The 14,620-nt window shown below is 48.0% G+C and carries 17 protein-coding genes; 16 read left to right on the top strand and 1 reads right to left on the bottom strand.

Annotation, left to right across the window (positions count from 1 at the left end; all coding sequences use genetic code 11):
- Positions 1-161: 161 nt before the first annotated feature.
- On the bottom strand, positions 162-764 hold the full coding sequence (locus KU855_RS04340; protein ID WP_008305494.1) for a hypothetical protein: 603 nt from the start codon (positions 762-764) through the stop codon (positions 162-164).
- A 367-nt stretch (positions 765-1,131) separates the two neighbouring features.
- On the opposite strand from KU855_RS04340, the gene KU855_RS04345 reads away from it, so the two are divergent.
- From KU855_RS04345 to KU855_RS04420, 16 genes are all read left to right on the top strand, one after another.
- Positions 1,132-1,458: a hypothetical protein gene (locus KU855_RS04345; RefSeq protein WP_008305491.1), complete on the top strand. Its 327-nt coding sequence runs from the start codon at positions 1,132-1,134 to the stop codon at positions 1,456-1,458.
- A gap of 15 nt (positions 1,459-1,473) precedes the next feature.
- Positions 1,474-1,893, top strand: coding sequence for a single-stranded DNA-binding protein (locus tag KU855_RS04350; protein ID WP_072155941.1), 420 nt, complete (start codon positions 1,474-1,476; stop codon positions 1,891-1,893).
- Positions 1,894-1,972: 79 nt separating this feature from the next.
- On the top strand, positions 1,973-2,791 hold the full coding sequence (bet, locus tag KU855_RS04355) for a phage recombination protein Bet (protein ID WP_000414662.1): 819 nt from the start codon (positions 1,973-1,975) through the stop codon (positions 2,789-2,791).
- Between the two features lie 81 nt (positions 2,792-2,872).
- Complete coding sequence (locus KU855_RS04360) at positions 2,873-3,016, top strand: hypothetical protein (protein WP_000167275.1); 144 nt, start codon at positions 2,873-2,875, stop codon at positions 3,014-3,016.
- Between the two features lie 60 nt (positions 3,017-3,076).
- Positions 3,077-4,093 carry a YqaJ viral recombinase family protein gene (locus tag KU855_RS04365; RefSeq protein WP_149150974.1) on the top strand — a complete coding sequence of 339 codons (1,017 nt, stop codon included), beginning with the start codon at positions 3,077-3,079 and terminating at the stop codon, positions 4,091-4,093.
- A gap of 209 nt (positions 4,094-4,302) precedes the next feature.
- On the top strand, positions 4,303-5,262 hold the full coding sequence (locus KU855_RS04370; protein WP_067206276.1) for an AAA family ATPase: 960 nt from the start codon (positions 4,303-4,305) through the stop codon (positions 5,260-5,262).
- A complete protein-coding gene (locus KU855_RS04375) occupies positions 5,262-6,029 on the top strand; it encodes a hypothetical protein (protein WP_067206273.1) in 768 nt (255 codons plus the stop codon). Before KU855_RS04370 ends, KU855_RS04375 begins: the two co-directional genes overlap by 1 nt.
- A 98-nt stretch (positions 6,030-6,127) precedes the next feature.
- Positions 6,128-7,081, top strand: coding sequence for a DUF3150 domain-containing protein (locus tag KU855_RS04380; RefSeq protein WP_000027441.1), 954 nt, complete (start codon positions 6,128-6,130; stop codon positions 7,079-7,081).
- Between the two features lie 61 nt (positions 7,082-7,142).
- Entirely contained in the window at positions 7,143-7,583 is a 441-nt protein-coding gene (locus KU855_RS04385) for a hypothetical protein (RefSeq protein WP_111804987.1), read from the top strand.
- A 69-nt stretch (positions 7,584-7,652) separates the two neighbouring features.
- Positions 7,653-9,308 (top strand): VWA domain-containing protein, encoded by a 1,656-nt coding sequence (locus KU855_RS04390; protein WP_218529104.1) that lies wholly within the window; start codon positions 7,653-7,655, stop codon positions 9,306-9,308.
- An 86-nt stretch (positions 9,309-9,394) separates the two neighbouring features.
- Positions 9,395-9,892 (top strand): DNA repair protein RadC, encoded by a 498-nt coding sequence (gene radC / locus KU855_RS04395; protein ID WP_049195485.1) that lies wholly within the window; start codon positions 9,395-9,397, stop codon positions 9,890-9,892.
- Positions 9,892-10,233, top strand: a complete 342-nt coding sequence (locus tag KU855_RS04400; RefSeq protein ID WP_102887291.1) for a plasmid-related protein — start codon at positions 9,892-9,894, stop codon at positions 10,231-10,233. Before radC ends, KU855_RS04400 begins: the two co-directional genes overlap by 1 nt.
- A gap of 90 nt (positions 10,234-10,323) precedes the next feature.
- Positions 10,324-11,397: a primase-helicase zinc-binding domain-containing protein gene (locus KU855_RS04405; protein WP_102887292.1), complete on the top strand. Its 1,074-nt coding sequence runs from the start codon at positions 10,324-10,326 to the stop codon at positions 11,395-11,397.
- An 89-nt stretch (positions 11,398-11,486) separates the two neighbouring features.
- A complete protein-coding gene (locus KU855_RS04410; protein WP_119788452.1) occupies positions 11,487-12,191 on the top strand; it encodes a hypothetical protein in 705 nt (234 codons plus the stop codon).
- Between the two features lie 92 nt (positions 12,192-12,283).
- A complete protein-coding gene (locus KU855_RS04415) occupies positions 12,284-13,228 on the top strand; it encodes a thioredoxin family protein (protein ID WP_169631897.1) in 945 nt (314 codons plus the stop codon).
- A gap of 2 nt (positions 13,229-13,230) precedes the next feature.
- Entirely contained in the window at positions 13,231-14,619 is a 1,389-nt protein-coding gene (locus KU855_RS04420) for a conjugal transfer protein TraH (protein ID WP_169631898.1), read from the top strand.
- Position 14,620 lies beyond the last annotated feature (1 nt).

Below are 14,620 nucleotides of genomic sequence, written 5' to 3' on the forward strand. Positions count from 1 at the left end.
CAGTCTTGTTAAAAAACAGAATTTCTGAGCAATGATTGCTTTATCAACGTTTCAATGCGCTCTCGGCTGACTCAAAAATGTCCAAAACTGTTTTACAAAGTTCACAACTGCAATTTAGAAGAGCCCCTTCGAGAGGGGCTGGTTGATGGGAGCCTAGTTGGCTAGTTGGCGGGGTTATCTGTTTCCTCTTCAGTGATATCGTCATCGGTTGAAGGCACCGCTTGCTCAACTTCTGCTTCTTTACCCTTAGCTTGGGCTGATTTTCGTGCTCGAATTTCGATATCAATTATGCGTCGAGCCAGTTTGATGATGCGCTGTTGCCATGCGTAGTTGCCATCAACACGTTGCTTGTTGCTAAGCACGCTAGACAACCAGAGTGTGTCCATTGAGAGCATCAACGCATCGAGTTTGCGAACTAATCCGACAAACTGGCCAACCTGAGGCGAGCTGATTTTGGCGTTGAAGGTAATCGGGTCGGTGTAGTCAGGTACTTCATCGATACCGTTGGACTCCATCAGTTTGTCCAAACGAGCTTGTTCGTTGTCTACCGCTTTAGCGCAATCCTCGATCAATTGGCTAATGATCTGTTCCACTTCATCAATTTCGTTCTCATCGCCAATGATGCGCAGGATGACATCGATTCCGTAAAGCGCACTGACCGTCCGTCTAAAAACACGGTCAACGACACGTTGCGCCTGTAAGCTGTTAATTGTGAATGATTGTTCAAAGATGGGTTTTGAGTAATTGGGTTTTGCTTGGGCCATAAGTTTGCTCCTGATATGACAAAAATCAGTCCCTAGCCTAATCCTCTGTGCGGTAATGGCCTTTCAGCTAGGTGGAAGAATTGAGCATCTTTCTGACTATCCTGTCTGGATAAGACGGTTACACTGACTTTCAAATATTGCTGATCTGTTTCAGTGATATCTGCGCCTGAGAGCATGAGCTCAAAGGAAGCCCGCCGCTGAGTATTCTCAGTGGTACTAAGAGGTAGCTAGCCTCCCTAAACAAATAGCCTGCATGTTTTTACATGCTCAACCATGCGTTCCTTACGGTTCGCCTTTTCACCACCCAACTGGGGGAGTTTTCCCCAGTTGGGGGTGACTCCTTCACAACCAAATTAAGGAGTCACCAATGGAATATATCTTCGGATTTATTATCCAAATCGCAGGCATTATGTTGCTTGCAAAACTGAGCTGGTCGCTTTTGCGATTGCTTGCTCGTCAAAGCGTGCGCCCGTTTCGATTTGTACTTACTCAAATCAAGCGATTGCTCACACCAACACCAAAACGTCGTCCAATGGCAGTGCCTAAAGCTCCTGGTATGCCCCGTTTGACATCTGCGTTTTACAAAGAGCCACATCAGTACGACATGGCTTTACTCGACATACCAACCTATCTGCGCCGTCAGTCATCTTTGCCCAGCCGGGCAGAAACGACTGTGTGCACAGAGTTCAACTAAGACGAGGAGAACATTATGAAAAACCAAGTAACACTCATAGGCTACGTTGGCTCTGAGCCAGAGACACGAGCCTATCCATCAGGTGATTTAGTGACCAGCATTTCACTGGCCACTTCTGAGAAATGGCGCGACCGTCAATCCAATGAGCTCAAAGAGCATACGGAATGGCATCGGGTCGTTTTTCGAGATCGTGGTGGATTTAAGTTAGGGCTAAGAGCAAAAGATTTAATCCAAAAAGGAGCGAAGCTTTTTGTTCAAGGTCCTCAGCGCACGCGCTCATGGGAGAAAGATGGTATTAAGCATCGATTGACCGAAGTGGACGCGGACGAGTTTCTGCTTCTTGATAGTGTGAACAAAACATCTGAGCCATCAGCGGCGGATGATGCGGGCTCCCAAGCTAATTGGGCACAAACTTATCCTGAACCAGATTTTTAACCGAGCAAAAACGCTTAAACCCAGCCGGGAGTACTTTCCCGTCAGGGGCAGACTCCCACTTTGATTGTCGGAGTCCACAATGGAAAAACCAAAGCTAATCCAACGCTTTGCTGAGCGCTTTAGTGTCGATCCAAACAAGTTGTTCGATACCCTAAAAGCAACAGCATTCAAGCAACGTGACGGTAGTGCACCGACCAATGAGCAGATGATGGCGCTCTTGGTGGTTGCAGATCAGTACGGCTTGAACCCTTTCACCAAAGAGATTTTTGCGTTCCCTGATAAACAAGCTGGGATTATTCCAGTGGTAGGTGTCGATGGATGGTCTCGCATCATCAATCAACACGACCAGTTTGATGGCATGGAGTTTAAGACTTCAGAAAACAAAGTCTCACTGGATGGCGCGAAAGAATGCCCTGAATGGATGGAATGCATCATCTACCGGCGCGACCGTTCGCACCCAGTCAAAATCACTGAGTATCTGGATGAAGTCTATCGGCCGCCTTTTGAAGGTAACGGCAAAAATGGCCCTTACCGTGTAGATGGTCCATGGCAGACGCACACTAAGCGAATGCTAAGACATAAATCCATGATCCAGTGTTCCCGCATCGCGTTTGGCTTTGTGGGAATTTTCGATCAAGACGAAGCGGAGCGAATTATCGAAGGCCAAGCTACACATGTTGTTGAGCCATCTGTGATTCCACCCGAGCAAGTTGATGATCGAACCCGAGGGCTTGTTTACAAGCTTATCGAGCGGGCGGAAGCTTCAAACGCTTGGAATAGTGCATTGGAATATGCCAATGAACATTTTCAAGGTGTTGAACTGACGTTTGCGAAACAAGAAATATTTAATGCACAGCAACAAGCAGCCAAAGCGCTCACACAGCCTTTAGCTTCTTAGCGCCACGCATTCATTCTACTAACCCTGGCGGGATTATTCTCCCGTCAGGGGGAAGGTCTCGTCTTTTTTTGGAGATCTTCCATGACTAAATCAGCCTCACTTTTTCGCTTGGTACTGGTTGTTGCCCTTGTCGTAGGTTCGATTCAAGCCGGTAAAGCGGCAATTGATTCGGTTCAAGCAAGTGTTGTTCAGCACCAAACAGCGTTAGCACAAGCTGCAAAGTAACCACTTAACCCTGAAGGGGAGTTCTCTCCTTCGGGGGAGTCTCCCCTCAAAGGAGGCAATATGAAGGTTATCGACCTATCACAACGTACTCCTGCATGGCACCAGTGGCGCATTGCAGGGGTTACGGCATCTGAAGCCCCAATTATTATGGGGCGTTCACCCTACAAAACACCTTGGCGATTATGGGCAGAAAAAACCGGATTCGTATTACCGGAAGACCTGTCTAATAATCCCAATGTGCTTCGCGGTATACGGTTGGAGCCTCAAGCAAGGCGAGCATTTGAGAATGCGCATAATGACTTTCTTCTGCCGTTATGTGCAGAAGCCGATCATAACGCAATCTTTCGAGCCAGCTTTGATGGCGTCAACGATGCGGGCGAACCCGTTGAACTGAAATGTCCTTGCCAGTCAGTTTTTGAGGATGTGCAAGCTCACAGAGAACAAAGTGAGGCGTACCAGTTGTATTGGGTGCAAGTTCAGCATCAAATACTGGTCGCCAATAGCACGCGTGGTTGGTTGGTTTTCTATTTTGAGGACCAACTGATTGAGTTTGAAATACAACGAGACGCGGCGTTCTTAACTGAGTTGCAAGAAACAGCGCTTCAGTTTTGGGAGTTAGTACAGACCAAAAAAGAACCGTCAAAATGCCCAGAGCAAGATTGTTTTGTTCCCAAGGGTGAAGCTCAATACCGCTGGACATCGTTGTCTCGCCAGTATTGCTCAGCACATGCCGAAGTGGTCCGACTGGAAAATTACATCAAATCTTTGAAAGAAGAAATGCGAGACGCTCAGTCGAAATTGGTCGCTATGATGGGTAACTACGCTCATGCCGATTATGCTGGGGTCAAACTCAGCCGCTACATGATGGCGGGTACGGTGGACTATAAGCAATTGGCCACCGATAAGTTAGGCGAGCTGGATGAACAGGTTTTAGCCGCTTACCGAAAAGCGCCACAAGAGCGGTTGCGCATTAGCACCAATAAGCCAGAGCAGCCCGTTGAAACACCAATCAAAATCAGTCTTGAGCAAGATAACTTGGTTCTGCCAGGTGACTCGCCGAGCTCATTTTACTTTTAACGTTCACTTGGAGCCGATTTCGGCTCCTTTCTCATGCGCTTACATCGAGTGCATCAGAAAGCAGTTTCACTCGTAGCCAATGCTGGGTACGAATGATAGAGCGAGCTGAACTCTTACATACACAGCCATACCACAATCAACACACCACCCGACGGGGACTTCATTCCCTGTTGGGGCATGGGGCCTCGTTAAAACTAATGAGGTTTACCATGACAGAACAATCCCCATTTTTGGTTCAAGTGAATCAAGCGTTTAATGTCCCGGCTCCTGATGCTTTCGTTCTGGAAGGATATGGTGCCGACACTACCCATCCAAACATTCCCGTTCGCAAGGACGAGTATGTTTTTAGAAAAGAAGACTTACGTGACGTATTGGCGTTCTTGTCTCACCCAGACGGTGACGGTTTGTATATTACAGGCCCCACGGGATGCGGTAAGACCTCGCTAATTTGCCAAGTTGCTTCTCGATTGAATTGGCCTGTTCAGCAAATTACTGCGCACGGTCGATTGGAGTTGTCCGATCTTATCGGTCACCACACACTGGTTAATGGCAACATGACCTTTGTGTATGGGCCGCTGGCACTGGCTGTCAAGCATGGCCATTTGCTGATCATTAATGAAATGGATCTTGCTGAGCCTGCTGAACTGGCTGGGCTCAATGACATTTTGGAAGGTGCCCCGTTGGTCATCGCACAAAATGGCGGTGAGATCATCATGCCACATGCCAAGTTTCGTTTTATCGCTACCGGCAACAGTGCGGGCAGCGGTGACCAAACGGGCTTGTATCAAGGTGTGCTCCAACAGAATTTGGCTTTTCTTGATCGCTTTAGAATCATCGAAGCGACCTATGCAGAGCCTTCTGTAGAGGAAGCCATTCTGGAGAACGTTGCGCCGGGCTTGCCAGAAGTCTTTCGCCAGAAAATGGTGAAAGTGGCTGGTGACATTCGTCGTCTCTTTATTGGGGGCGCGGATGGCGGTGCTGAGCTTAGTATCACCATGTCCACTAGGACCTTGGTGCGCTGGGCAAAGTTAACACTTGCTTTCAAAGGTGCTCCTAACGCAGTGGAGTATGCACTGGTTCGGTCTTTGACGGCTCGTGCTGAGTTGGAGCAACGTGAAGCTATTCACCGTATTGCCGCTGATGTCTTCGGTGACCACTGGGAGGATTGATGATGGAAAAGTGCTTTGCTCTTTACCGTTACAGTCATTCTGATGGGACAGCCAAAGAATGGGCCATTTACGTTGGATCAGACACCCAGGAGATTGAAGTTCGGTTTGGAAAAGCTGGTCAAATGTCGCAGCAGCGATTGATTGACTCGACTGATCCTAACGCTGAAGCAGACCGACGAATCAATGAGAAAATCAACAAGGGTTATCGATTTGTTGGACAAGTCGGCATTGATCATCAAGGGCGGCCATTTGAACTCTCAAATGCGCTAGATAGCGTCGCGTGCGCCAATAACGTCAGTTGGGAGTTTCGTACTCGCAAGGACGTCAATGGCCAAATCTCGCTGGCTCAAAAAGCGTTGTTCGATATGGCAAAGCTGCTTGAAGCCTATGGCTTGGCTGTTATTGATGATAACCAGGTCAGGATTGGAAAATGGTCATTAGGGTTTTGCAAAAGCGGATTACCTAGTACCAATCAAATCAGCATGGTGTCAGGTGAAGGCGCTGGCATTGTTAACACTGATGATGGCCCGTGGCCATTGTTGCTGTTACTGGCCTTTAAGCGTCAATTACCACCATTGTGTTCGCTCACAGTAGCGAGTCCTGAAGGGATAGAAGTATCCGACCAACTGAAGTTGGAAAAAGATGTATTGCGGTTGCTAGGCAGTGATTTAGAGCGGGTTCGCCCGATTGCTGAAGCACTGGACTTAATGCCTGCGAAAATCGATCTCAACCAATCGTCGCCTGATTCGCAAAATTACTATTTCTGATAGTGGTATTGCCATTAGCGCGTCAACTACTACCACCCAAACGGGGGCCATTGCTCCTGTTTGGAGTGGTGCGTCCCCATCTCGCATGAGGATGCACTATGAGTATTCAAACCCTCGACAAACTTTTGATTTGTCACATCGACTGTTCCATCTGGAGCGGTAGAAAAAAACTAAGGCCTGAAGATTTCAGATTAGCCAATGGCAGCCAACTTCCACCGAAGGATGTTGCCAGCTTAGGGAGTAAAAAAATTTGCGACCCAGAGGCATTGGCGAACTTTGAACGGCTTAAAAAAGAAGCGCAGCGCTTGTGTGAGCAAGTCGGTGTGCGGTTTTTAGGTGGCTATGCCGTCCCTGAAGACCGAATTGATCAGATTGTTCCAGAGCTTGACCGGATCGGTCAGGAGTTTGCGCAGTGTAAGCAGTTGTTCTTGGACAACTATGATCAGGTGACGTTTGACTGGGTTGCGAAACACCCGGAATTTGCAGATGCAATCCGGCGTGCGCTGTCACCCATCGAAGACGTGGAACAACGGCTTCAGTTCGATTATGCCATCTATCGAATGCAACCGGCTGAACAAGCTGGAGGCTTAGATGACAAGGTCAATGGTATGGGACACACCCTCTTTAGGGAGGTGGCTCGTGATGCCAATGAACTGTTTGAGCGTTCCGTTGCAGGCAAGAATCAAATCAGTCAGCGAGCCCTTAATCCGCTCAAGCGATTAAGAGACAAGTTGGATGGTTTGTCCTTCCTGGATCATCGAGTTCAGCCGATGGTTGAAGCGATGGACAATTTATTTGTTCGTCTGCCGAAGACCGGCCCTGTGACAGACAATCTCTATCACGAACTGATGGCGACCATTTTAATTTTGTCTGATCCAGACAAGATGAGAATGCACGGTGAAGGTCAATTGGATATCAGACAACTGATGCCCAAACCTGAACCTAAACCCGCACAGCCAGTATCTGCTCAGGCAGATAACTTACGTGCAATACCACAACCAACCGTCAGACCAAACCTTGGTTCGACTGTACCAAACTCATTTTATTTCTAACGTCCTTGAGGGCATGTTGCCCTTAAGGGCGCATGTCCTCTGAACTATGTAAGAGGAAATTATGCAATCAACCATCCATAACCCCAGCCAACTGAACCAGTTTGAACCGCATTTTCGTGGTGTGACTGATGCGGTTGAAAGTGAATCGATACCAGAAGTGGCGTGTTGTCGAACGTTAGTACAACGGTCGTACTCAACACATAGTGTCTTGATCCCCAAGAACCCTGTTTTGATCGCAGATGCGGACGCACAAGGAGTTTGGGTAACGGCCATGGTATTTGTTCCAAACATGGCATTGCAGCAAACCGCTTTTGAGCGGGCCTGGCTGCAATATCAGCACGAGGTGTCTACTCAGTTACAAGACCAGTACGGTCTGACATTGGATGACATCCTGAGTTTAGACCAGCTTAAAACGTCATTTGAGCAGCACGAGAGTCCAGCTCAATTGGTGGCTTGGTTAGGTCAAAAATATGACCTGGATAAGCTAAAAGCACAGGTTTAAACACTTACATTCCCAGCGGGGAAACGCTCCCGCTGAGGGAGTATTCCCCCTAATGATTAGGAGACTCCCATGAATCATCCATTAAAAAACGCACTGCCAATCGTTGCCGCCGCTTATGGCGAAAAGTTTGGTGTGAAGGTGCTTATTCAAGGACAAGATGCGTTTACCGATGGTGAGCGGATTGTGATCCCAACAGCAAACCCAGACGACCCACACTATCAACAGATAGCTTGGGGTTATCTGGCTCATGAAGCGGCGCATATTCGGCATACCAATTTTGACATGGTGAAGAAGGCGTCGTCTAAGCCGATCCGTAAGGCACTTCTCAATATTATTGAGGATGTGCGCATTGAAAACGAATTGGCAAAGGATTACCCCGGAACCCGGCGCAGTATTTCGCAAGTGATTGAGTACATGGTGGACACACAGCAAATGTGTGTACCTGAACAGCCTGAGCCTGCATCTAACTTGCAAGCCTGGTTGTTGTTTCGCTTGAGATGCCATTTTCTGGGCCAGAAAGCACTGACGCCTTTGTATCAAGCTGTTGATGAAAGGGTGAGACAACTCTTTCCTGCCGCAGCGATGAGCCGGTTAAGCGCCATGCTGACAGCAGTGCCTAGCCTGGCATCTACAGGTGAAGTGCTGAAACTTGTCGATGCCATCGTTGCCATGTTGGAAGAAGAATCTCGTCCACCACAGGATGAGTCGGATGCTGATAACGGTGATGACATTGGACAAGATGCGAGTAATGACAGCAATAGCAGTAGTGACAGTCAAACCCCGGAAACAGGTTCGTCTGCAACGGGGGATGCTGCTGAAACGGGAGATTCTGATAACTCTGATCAAGCTGACAATTTGCGACAAGCCTTAGAGGCCAGTGCCGCTCAGTTTGAATCCGATACCTTTGCACAAGTGGCAGAAGTGTTGTCGGAACAAGCTGAAGGACATCAGGGTGTCACTCCACTCAGTTTGCCCCAAGCAGAGCAGGCTATGTTGGGTGATGAGGCCATCTTGACCTTATCGGCGTCTGAGTCCGCTCAAATTCGAGCCCGACTTAGGGGCATGGTTCAGTCCAGTCAGGACAATCGGAATCATGCCAAAAGGCACGGTCTTCGAGTTGCAACCCATCGTCTTGCCGCTTCACAAGCCGGTGAGTCGAGATTGTTTATTCAAAGGCAACCTCGCATTGCGCCTAATGCTGCTGTGCACTTGCTGGTCGATATATCGGGTTCAATGGGTAAACCCATTGGCGAAGGTAATCGAAAGTACTTTCATGTTGCCAATGAAGCCGCTTTGGCTTTGGCCATGGCACTGGAAGGCATACCGGGTGTTGTACCTGCGGTCAGTTATTTTCCTGGTATTCATCAGGAAGTTTCTATCGCGTTATTGCCCAAGCAATCGGTTCGACATCGGGCCGCCTGTTTTGACCAAAAAACACGAGGTTGTACGCCTATGGCACAAGCGATGTGGTTTGCGGCAAACAGTTTGTTAGCGCAAAAACAGAAGCGAAAGCTAATGATAGTGCTAACCGATGGTGACCCAGATGATTGGGCTGCCACGCATGACATTGTTGACCGGTGCAGACGCAGTGGCTTTGAGCTGCTGGGGATCGGGATTCAAACACGCAGTGTTGAGAAATTCTTTCCTCAAAGCATCGTGATTAACGACGTCAAAGATCTGAAGCGTGAGTTATTCGAAGTAACACAACAACTGTTAATTCAGTAACCACATCAACTTTACCACCCTGCGGGGACGATTCCGTCCCCTTCAGGGCATGGGTTCGTCTCCGCTTTTTTTTTGGGGAGACTCCTATGAAAAACAAAAAGTTCTTAGCTGGCGAAGAAGCCGGTACTTATATCGTTCCTGAGCAAGTGACTGAAGCGGATATCTTAGATATGGCGCTCAAGCTTGCCCGTGGTCGATTGAGTAAAGGTCGAAAAATTGAACAGCCATCGTCGGCGTTCTCATACCTGCAAACACTGATGCACGAGTATGAGCACGAAGTCTTTGGCGTGCTGTTTCTTGATACAAAGCATCGTGTCATTCGATTTGAAGAGCTGTTCAAAGGCACTTTAGATGCGGCGAGCGTGTATCCAAGGGAAGTAACAAAACGAGCGCTAGAACTTAATGCGGCAGCAGTGATACTGGTTCATAACCATCCATCGGGTGATCCTGAACCCAGTGAAGCTGATAAACGCATCACTCATCGACTCCGTGACGCCTTGTCACTTGTTGATATTCGAACGCTTGACCATGTCGTGGTCGCATACGAGGGCTGCGTTTCGCTTGCCGAACGCGGTTATCTTTAATGAATGGGGGCATTGCCCATTCACCTTCATCACAAAAGCAGTCCCATCAACACACGTTATCACAGCTCGAATTTCTATTTGAGTTTGATGATGCCCCAGTCACTTGGTCTGACACGGAAATCTGGCAGTTACGCGAAGGCATTCTATTGGATGCGATCCGTGTATTGCTGGACGGTCGTGTCAGTACTCGGTTGCGCAAGGATGTGTTGTCGTGGATTCAAAATGACGAAATTGCGCCATTTTGCTTTCGTGTTTGCGCGATGGCTGCGGTTGTCGATCCTGATGTGCTTCGTGAGTCCATCATGTGGCTATTAAGACGACATGGTATCCAGCTTGACTAACGCTCCTGTATTAACCGAACGGCTAATGCAGGACCCAAGCTGACTTTTACCACCTGTGGTAGGAGTCGGCATTTTACTGAAGGAGGTTATATGGCGTTACCTTTACAAATTGAAACAGTAAGGCCATATCTTAATGGCCAATGGCTTCAAATACTGGCGGCGTTGGTGCCAGAACTTGATGCCGCTATTGCTCGAAAAGGCCGTCATGTGGCTTGTCCTGTTCATGGCGGTCGTGATGGCTTTAGGCTGTTCAAAGATGCTGAATATACCGGTGGTGGCGTTTGTAATACCTGCGGTATCTTTCATGATGGCTTTGAACTGTTGTCTTGGATTAATGGGTGGAACTTTGCTCAGTCTATTGAAGCAATTGGCCAAGTTCTTGGTATTCAACCCGGACAAATACAAGCACCTTCTCGGGCAATAACGCGTAACGCTGTTGATTGGAAGGCTAGAAAGCAGGACGAGGACAAAGCGATTATCCATCGCTTGAATCAAACCTGGGGAGAAACGCTATCTCTTGCAGATGCTCGTGCGCAACCAGTTTGGAACTACTTGCATCGTCGTGGCATTGTTACCCGGCTTCGTCCTGAATGGGATTCGGTGCTGAGGTTTCATCCAAACTTGCCTTACCATGATGAAGATGGTCTGTTTATCGATAGCTACCCAGCGCTGCTAGGTAAAATCGTTACTCAGCAAGGGCGTTCGGCCACGTTTCATCGGATCTACCTAAGTGAAGATGGATTCAAAGCGCCGGTTGAAAAGCCTAAAAAGATGATGCCCATACCAAGTGACAGAACAATCACTGGCGGTGCCATTCCGATTGGTGAGCCTGGTGAAGTATTAGGTGTTTCTGAAGGCATCGAAACAGCTTTAGCGGTTACCAGAGCAACGGGACAAACATGTTGGTCGGTTGTGAATGCAACCCTACTGGCTAGGTTTGAACCACCAAGTAATGTGAAAATGCTGTACATCTGGGCAGATCACGATCTCTCTGAGACCGGCCTGAATGCAGCGAATGAACTCAAGAAAAAAGCCTGGCAAAAAGGCATTCTGACACAAGTGTTGATCCCTCCGATACCAACGTCACTTGGCGTGAAAAGTTGGGATTGGAATGATGTGCTGAATGTTTACGGTGCCATGGGCTTTCCTAAAGTTCATATCTGATCCAAGGGGCTTCGGCCCCTTTTTTTGCGCCTTGCATATTTGAAAAAACATGGAGAATGAAAAATAGATAACCAATAGGAGAAACAAACATGATGGTATTAACCCTGTTAACAAAGCAGATTGATGGTGAGTTTACGGTTTACTGGAAGACCGGCCTTCGAAGAGGTGGTGAGCTAAAGGTCGATTTAGGTGAGCAATACGACAAGCTACCTGAGCAGCAAAAGCCAATTGCAGCTGAGCTCTATGCGATTCACCACCTATTGTCAGTGAAAGAGGTGATGGGGAGTAACCGAAGCGGCAATGGCCTTCAAATCCGGGTCAGTAAAGGAGCTATCAAAAAGTTACAGAAACAACGCTCAACTCAGCATTCACTATACAGCCTGACCAGGTTCTTGCTCACCCGTTACCAAGAAGCACAGATATCGGTAGAGAAGCGGGACGATTGGCTCTCACATTCCTTCGAAGAATACAGCGTCGATAATGCTACAGTGAGAGAAATCGATGAGGTCATCAACGTTCCGAACATTGGACCTGTCGTGGTGACTCGTCATGCACTGGAACGGTTTGTGGAACGGCTTTCAGACGGTGCTCCTAAGCATCCTTGGAAGGCTTTGTGCGCCAAATTGTGTAGCACAGAATTGGCAAAATCATTATTGCCAGAATATATAGCTTCAAACAAAGCCAAAAAATACTTCGTACAGGCTGAGTTTTGGTGTCATGGCAGCTCTGGTATGCACTTTGTTATGGTGCCATCAGCTAACGTACTTACGTTAGTAACAGTGTTTAATAGATAGTCAGAAACACACACGATTCCTTCATCTATCTGGCCAATCGCTCTTATGGGGATCTTTAGCATGTAGCTCTATGAAATTTTCTGGAGCTGACAATGAGAACCCCCTTGTTACCTTGGTTCATCCTATGGGTGACCATCCCAATCATTATTTTCTTTCTATTCATCTTGCCCGCCCATGCCAGTGATGGGCCATTCTATCAGCGTGGTCAGGAAGGCTGGTTTTGGTATCAGGTCATTCCTGAACCTGAGCAGCCTGATGAGCTGATAGAGCCGGAAGCTGGTGTCTTGGAGTCCAGTCAGAGCGAACTAAAGCCCTTCAGTGCCGCATGGTTCCGAGAGCATATGCAATCGTTTATGGACAAGGCAATTGATGAGCCAACGAGTGAGAATGTCAGAGCCTATCTTTATCTTCAGCGCGTCATGATGGATAAGGGCTCACTATTTGCTGATGTTAGTCAGCAGGTGGTCATGGGCGATCCTGTTTTGGATGAAATCAGTCGAAGACCCTTGGCGACTTATGCCGCCAATCGGATGGATAGAGAAGCTGGCACTCAACGGGATGTTGCTTTAGGTGAGGTAGCAAAACGAGCTGGCTTGTTCTTCTTCTATCGTTCGGATTGCCCTTACTGCCATGCTCAAGCGCCTATTATCGAATCCATGGCTTTGAACTACGGTTTTGAGGTGTTTGCTATTGCTGTTGATGGCTTGCCTTTACCCGGTGGAGAGTTTCCCAATTACAAAGTTGATTCAGGACAAGCACAATCCTTGTCCGTTACGACTGTCCCTGCCGTGTTCTTAGTTGATCCGCCTAATGTCATCACTCCGATTGGCCAAGGCGCAATGAGCCTTGATGAGCTCAATAATCGAATCATTCTCGCAGCCCATCAAGCCGGTTGGATTGACGATCAAACTTACTATGCCACCAGACCTGTTCAACCCGGCGTGTCACTCGCGATGTCAGCCCAAGAGCTTAACGAAAAGATATTACAGGACCCTGAGTTCCTTGTTCGCTATCTGCGTGCACAAGGAGGGTTATAACGATGAAAAAAGTATTCCGAGTATCGCTAATCGCCTGTGCGATTGGTTTTTCATCTATGAGCCAAGCAAGCTTGCAACAGGAGATGAACCAGTTGTTTGGTTCAATGACCAACGCCACTGCGCCAGGTGTATTCGAGAGTCAGCGGCGTGGCGTTATATCTGGTGGAAGCGTTGTTGTCCGTAACAGGATCATGAACGAGAACCTCGTCTCTATGGTGCCTCCGTCATTCCAAGCCGGTTGTGGTGGCATTGATATGTTCGCGGGAAGTTTGTCATTTGTTAACGCGGATCAGTTTGTTCAATTACTTCGCTCTGTTGCTGCAAACGCCAAGGGGTACGCATTCCAATTGGCGCTCAGTGCTATGTGTGAGAAATGCTCCCAGCACATGGAGACACTGCAAAAGAAAATCCAGCAGTTGAACGAGTATTTTGGCAATTCCTGTCAAATGGCTCAGGGAGTCGTGAACGATACCCTGGCTGCTTTTGGTAAAAAGGGGCAAACAGAAGCCAGCATGTTGAGCTCACTAAAAGGGGCTGGAGACGTTTTTACCAGTTGGAGTGAGTCCAATGGTAAGAACCCATATGAGAACGCTTCGAGTGTCGCGGCATCTGATGTAAACAGAACGATTAAAGGTAACTTGGTCTGGCGAGCACTGAAACGTCATTCGGCATCAAGCTGGTTTGCATCGGGGGATGACCGTTTTCTTGAAGCAGTTATGTCGGTGACTGGTTCGATCATTGTTGGTGATCTAGCTAATGCCGCTGATGGCCAAGGTAAAGCCCCAAAACTGACCAGGCTGAATGGCAATAAAGTGACTATTGAGCATCTAATTCATGGCGGTAACGTCGCTATGTACCGATGTGACACAGTGACGCAAGACGGTTGTCTGAACCCAATAATCACTAACGTGACTCTTACCGGGTTATCAACTCAGGTAGAAAATTTACTTCTTGGTACAGGTTCTAGTAACGGCATTATTTTTAAGTTTGCTCGAAATACAGGGGCTGCTAGCGCCACCGAAAAGGCTTTTATGACCTCGGCTCCTGCCAGCATTGGGGGCATGATTCGAACTCTTTCTGCATTAAATGAAGGGGCCGCTAGGTCGTTTGCTTCACGAGCGGCACCATTTATTGCTGTTGAGATGGCCCGAGCATTGGTTGAAGACATGCTCAATGCAGCTAGAAGTACCTCCGGTGTGGAAGATCATGCCTATGCGAAGTTATTAACTGAAGACCTTGAACGTGCACGTCGCCAAATCAATGAGGAGTACGCCGCGTTGCAGCGAAGATACGGCTCAGAGCAAGAGTTGCTGGCACATTTTAACCAGGTGATTCAGACCATTCGCAAACAGCGTTATTACACCGTTAAATCTACGGCGCTGGGGGAATAGG

This window comes from Shewanella sp. NIFS-20-20 (assembly GCF_019209865.1).
Taxonomy (GTDB): Bacteria; Pseudomonadota; Gammaproteobacteria; order Enterobacterales; family Shewanellaceae; genus Shewanella.

Bases quoted from the DNA above. Each gene is read 5' to 3' on its own strand.
- KU855_RS04340 (WP_008305494.1), bottom strand. From the start codon at position 764: ATGGCCCAAGCAAAACCCAATTACTCAAAACCCATCTTTGAACAATCA.
- KU855_RS04345 (WP_008305491.1), top strand. From the start codon at position 1,132: ATGGAATATATCTTCGGATTTATTATCCAAATCGCAGGCATTATGTTG.
- KU855_RS04350 (WP_072155941.1), top strand. From the start codon at position 1,474: ATGAAAAACCAAGTAACACTCATAGGCTACGTTGGCTCTGAGCCAGAG.
- bet (WP_000414662.1), top strand. From the start codon at position 1,973: ATGGAAAAACCAAAGCTAATCCAACGCTTTGCTGAGCGCTTTAGTGTC.
- KU855_RS04360 (WP_000167275.1), top strand. From the start codon at position 2,873: ATGACTAAATCAGCCTCACTTTTTCGCTTGGTACTGGTTGTTGCCCTT.
- KU855_RS04365 (WP_149150974.1), top strand. From the start codon at position 3,077: ATGAAGGTTATCGACCTATCACAACGTACTCCTGCATGGCACCAGTGG.
- KU855_RS04370 (WP_067206276.1), top strand. From the start codon at position 4,303: ATGACAGAACAATCCCCATTTTTGGTTCAAGTGAATCAAGCGTTTAAT.
- KU855_RS04375 (WP_067206273.1), top strand. From the start codon at position 5,262: ATGATGGAAAAGTGCTTTGCTCTTTACCGTTACAGTCATTCTGATGGG.
- KU855_RS04380 (WP_000027441.1), top strand. From the start codon at position 6,128: ATGAGTATTCAAACCCTCGACAAACTTTTGATTTGTCACATCGACTGT.
- KU855_RS04385 (WP_111804987.1), top strand. From the start codon at position 7,143: ATGCAATCAACCATCCATAACCCCAGCCAACTGAACCAGTTTGAACCG.
- KU855_RS04390 (WP_218529104.1), top strand. From the start codon at position 7,653: ATGAATCATCCATTAAAAAACGCACTGCCAATCGTTGCCGCCGCTTAT.
- radC (WP_049195485.1), top strand. From the start codon at position 9,395: ATGAAAAACAAAAAGTTCTTAGCTGGCGAAGAAGCCGGTACTTATATC.
- KU855_RS04400 (WP_102887291.1), top strand. From the start codon at position 9,892: ATGAATGGGGGCATTGCCCATTCACCTTCATCACAAAAGCAGTCCCAT.
- KU855_RS04405 (WP_102887292.1), top strand. From the start codon at position 10,324: ATGGCGTTACCTTTACAAATTGAAACAGTAAGGCCATATCTTAATGGC.
- KU855_RS04410 (WP_119788452.1), top strand. From the start codon at position 11,487: ATGATGGTATTAACCCTGTTAACAAAGCAGATTGATGGTGAGTTTACG.
- KU855_RS04415 (WP_169631897.1), top strand. From the start codon at position 12,284: ATGAGAACCCCCTTGTTACCTTGGTTCATCCTATGGGTGACCATCCCA.
- KU855_RS04420 (WP_169631898.1), top strand. From the start codon at position 13,231: ATGAAAAAAGTATTCCGAGTATCGCTAATCGCCTGTGCGATTGGTTTT.